At 62.9% G+C, this 2,658-nt stretch carries 2 protein-coding genes and 2 pseudogenes; 2 read left to right on the forward strand and 2 right to left on the reverse strand.

Features of this window, described 5'->3' with window-relative positions; all coding sequences use genetic code 11:
- Position 1 precedes the first annotated feature (1 nt).
- Both flgL and JHD73_RS27420 read left to right on the forward strand, forming a co-directional pair.
- Positions 2 to 916: a flagellar hook-associated protein FlgL gene (gene flgL, locus JHD73_RS27415; RefSeq protein WP_199033284.1), complete on the forward strand. Its 915-nt coding sequence runs from the start codon at positions 2 to 4 to the stop codon at positions 914 to 916.
- Positions 917 to 983: 67 nt separating this feature from the next.
- Positions 984 to 1,727, forward strand: a complete 744-nt coding sequence (locus JHD73_RS27420; protein WP_199033285.1) for a YoaK family protein — start codon at positions 984 to 986, stop codon at positions 1,725 to 1,727.
- 5 nt (positions 1,728 to 1,732) lie between these two features.
- Here the strand turns inward: JHD73_RS27420 and JHD73_RS27425 are convergent.
- Together JHD73_RS27425 and JHD73_RS29655 are read right to left on the reverse strand one after the other, a co-directional pair.
- Positions 1,733 to 2,461 (reverse strand): annotated as a pseudogene (locus JHD73_RS27425) (3-ketoacyl-ACP reductase FabG2).
- 77 nt (positions 2,462 to 2,538) lie between these two features.
- Positions 2,539 to 2,658, reverse strand: a pseudogene (locus tag JHD73_RS29655) (flagellar biosynthetic protein FliR); the annotation flags it as partial.

Below are 2,658 nucleotides of genomic sequence, written 5' to 3' on the forward strand. Positions count from 1 at the left end.
GATGCAGAACACGCAGTCGAACCTGATGACGCTGCAGCAGCAGCTTGCGAGCGGCATTGCGCTCACCAGCGCGGGCGACAACCCGAGCGCGTTCGGCCAGATGTCGCAGCTGCAACAGACGCAGGACGCCAACGACCAGTATCAGACCAACCGTGATGCCACGGACGCGCGCCTGACCACAGTCTCTTCGGCGCTCACCGACCTGGTGAATACGCTGCAGCAGGGCAAGCAGTCGCTGGTGACAGCCAACACCACGCTGATGACGGATTCGCAGCGCATTGGCGTGCTGGCGCAGGTCAAGCAGCAGTATCAGCAGTTGCTTGCCACCGCCAACCAACGTGACGCCTCGGGCGTCGCCCTGTTTGGCGGCGCCAAGGGCACGACGGATCCGTTCGTCAACACGGGCGGCAGCGTGCAGTATGTCGGCAGCGGTCAGCCGCCCACGGTGCAGGTGTCGCAGAACATCTCGATGCCGAACTCGGTGTCGGGCGACTCGGTGTTCGTGCGCATTGCCAACACGGACCCGTCCAACCCGAGCGCCAACCAGAGCATTTTCAAGACGTACGAAAACCTGATCACGGCGCTGTCCACCCCGATCAATCCGGCCACCCAGGCCACCGACGTTGCCAACCTACAGAAGGCTGTGCAAACCGCGCAGGGCAACCTCGACAACGCTTACCAGGTCGCCCTGCAGGCGCAGGTAACGGTGGGTACGCAGCAGGCGCAGATCACCACGCTCAACAGCAGCGGCTCGAACTACGGCGAGCAGTTGAAGGAGCAGATCTCCAAGCTGCAGTCGGTGGACTACACCACCGCCATTTCGCAATTTACCCAGCAGCAGGTGTCGTTGCAGGCCGCGCAGAAGACGTTCACGGCCATGCAGGGCATGACGCTGTTCCAGTACTTCAATCCTTGACCTTTCGCCAGGAACGGTAACCCTGGGCGGGCGCATAATGGCCGCCTGGTTACCGTCTGGATGGGTCATGCCGATTCAATACCTCCGCCGCCTGACCAGCCCCGAGCGCACCGAAGACGCCAACCGGCGCCTGGGGCAATCACTGGCCCTGGTAGCGGGTGCCGCCAATGCAGGCGGTTTCCTTGCCGTCAAGCAGTACACCTCGCATATGTCCGGCATTGTCTCGGCAATGGCCGACGATCTTGTGCTGGGCGACGTTGTGCTCGTTCTGGCCGGTCTTGCGTCACTGCTGGCGTTTGTGTGCGGTGCGGCCTGCACTGCCGTGCTGGTCAACTGGGGGCATCGGCGCAATACGCAGAGCGAGTTTGCATTGCCGTTGATGCTCGAAGCGGGGCTCCTGCTGCTGTTCGGCCTGATGGGTACGTCGCTAGGGGAATACCGCGTCGTGTTTGTGCCGGCAACCGTGGTGCTGCTGTGTTTCCTGATGGGGTTGCAGAACGCCATCATTACCAAGATTTCGAAGGCGGAGATCCGCACCACACATGTGACCGGTCTGGCCACCGATATCGGGATCGAGATCGGCAAGGCACTGTATTGGAACCATGGGCACCGAAACCTGCCGGCCGTTGTTGCCAATCGCCCAAAGCTGCGGCTGCTGGCTTCATTGCTGGGAATGTTCTTTCTGGGTGGCGTGGCGGGGGCGCTAGGGTTCAAGCATATGGGGTATGCGACCACCATTCCGCTGGCGACGATCCTGATGGTGCTGGCCGTGGTGCCGGTGGTGGATGATTTGGTGGCGCGTCGGCGGTAGGTTGATTAGATCATCCCGCCGTTGACGCCAATGACCTGCCGCGTGACATACGACGCCGCATCCGACATCAGAAAGCCCACCACCGCAGCCACCTCTGCCGGCTGCCCCACGCGGTTCATCGGCACCGCTTCCAGCGCCTGATCCAGGTGCTCCATGTGTGCCAGCATCTCGGTCTCGATCAGCCCCGGCGCCACGCAGTTGACGGTGATGCGGCGCGAGGCCAGCTCGACGGCCAGCGCCTTTGTCGCGCCAATCAACCCCGCCTTGGCCGCGCTGTAGTTGACCTGCCCACGGTTGCCCATTACGCCTGATACGGAGGCAATGGTGACGATGCGTCTGCCCTGGCGTGCACGCACCATCGGCATCGTGAGCGGGTGCACAACGTTGTAGAAGCCGTCCAGGCTGGTCTCCAGAACGATGTCCCAGTCTTCGCCCGTCAATGCAGGGAAGGCCGCGTCGCGCGTGACGCCCGCGCACAGGACGATGCCGTAGTAGGCGCCGTGTGCTTCCATATCGGCTTCGAGTTGTGTGCGACAGGCTGTGCGGTCACGCACGTCGAACTACAGGACGTGGGCGGTGCCGCCGTGGGCCTGGATCTCGGCGACGACGGCCTCGGCCTCTTTGCGGCCGCTGCGGCAGTGGACCGAAACGTTGAACCCGTCAGATGCCAGTTGGTAGGCGATCGCGCGGCCAATGCCACGGCTTGCACTTGTCACAAGAACACGGCGGCTCATGAGGTGGGATCCCCTTCATTGGATGCTTGGAATGGGTGCAAGCCAACAGCACCCGAGGGGGCGGGCGCTGTACCGCGCTAGCGAGGCGTCGCCCCAAACTGAGTAAACGCCCGCCCACTGAGTTCCAACGCATCCATGACCGACCGCTCCACCACCGGTGCAAGCGAAGTCATCATCACCATGATGAGCATCAACCC

The organism is Ralstonia sp. ASV6, assembly GCF_016429285.1.
In the GTDB taxonomy this organism is placed as follows: Bacteria; Pseudomonadota; Gammaproteobacteria; order Burkholderiales; family Burkholderiaceae; genus Ralstonia; species Ralstonia flaminis.